The 262-nt window shown below is 69.1% G+C and carries 1 pseudogene; it reads right to left on the bottom strand.

Going from position 1 to position 262, the window contains the following annotated elements:
• Positions 1-262, bottom strand: a pseudogene (locus WDW90_RS39910) (PQQ-dependent dehydrogenase, methanol/ethanol family); the annotation flags it as partial.

The raw sequence follows: 262 nt of genomic DNA, 5'->3' as shown, positions 1-262 counted from the left end.
CCAGGTGGCGCCGCCGCCGAACTTCCACATGTCGCCGGGCCAGGTCTCGTTGACCTTGCCGGTCATGGTCGAGGGCTTGCCGTTCAGCGTGCCCAGATGGCCCTCGATCACCGGGCGCTGCCAGATCAGCTCGCCCGTGTCGGCGTCGCGCGCCTCGACCCGGCCGACGATGCCGAACTCGCCGCCCGAGACGCCGGTGATGATCTTGGTCTTCACGATGAGCGGCGCGGCCGTGTAGCTGTAGCCCGCCTTGAAGTCGTCG

Origin of the sequence: Methylobacterium nigriterrae (genome assembly GCF_037106235.1) — a bacterium.
GTDB lineage: Bacteria > Pseudomonadota > Alphaproteobacteria > Rhizobiales > Beijerinckiaceae > Methylobacterium > Methylobacterium nigriterrae.
The sequence above is the reverse complement of the archived record's forward strand: the minus strand, read 5'-3'. Positions and strand labels throughout refer to the sequence as shown.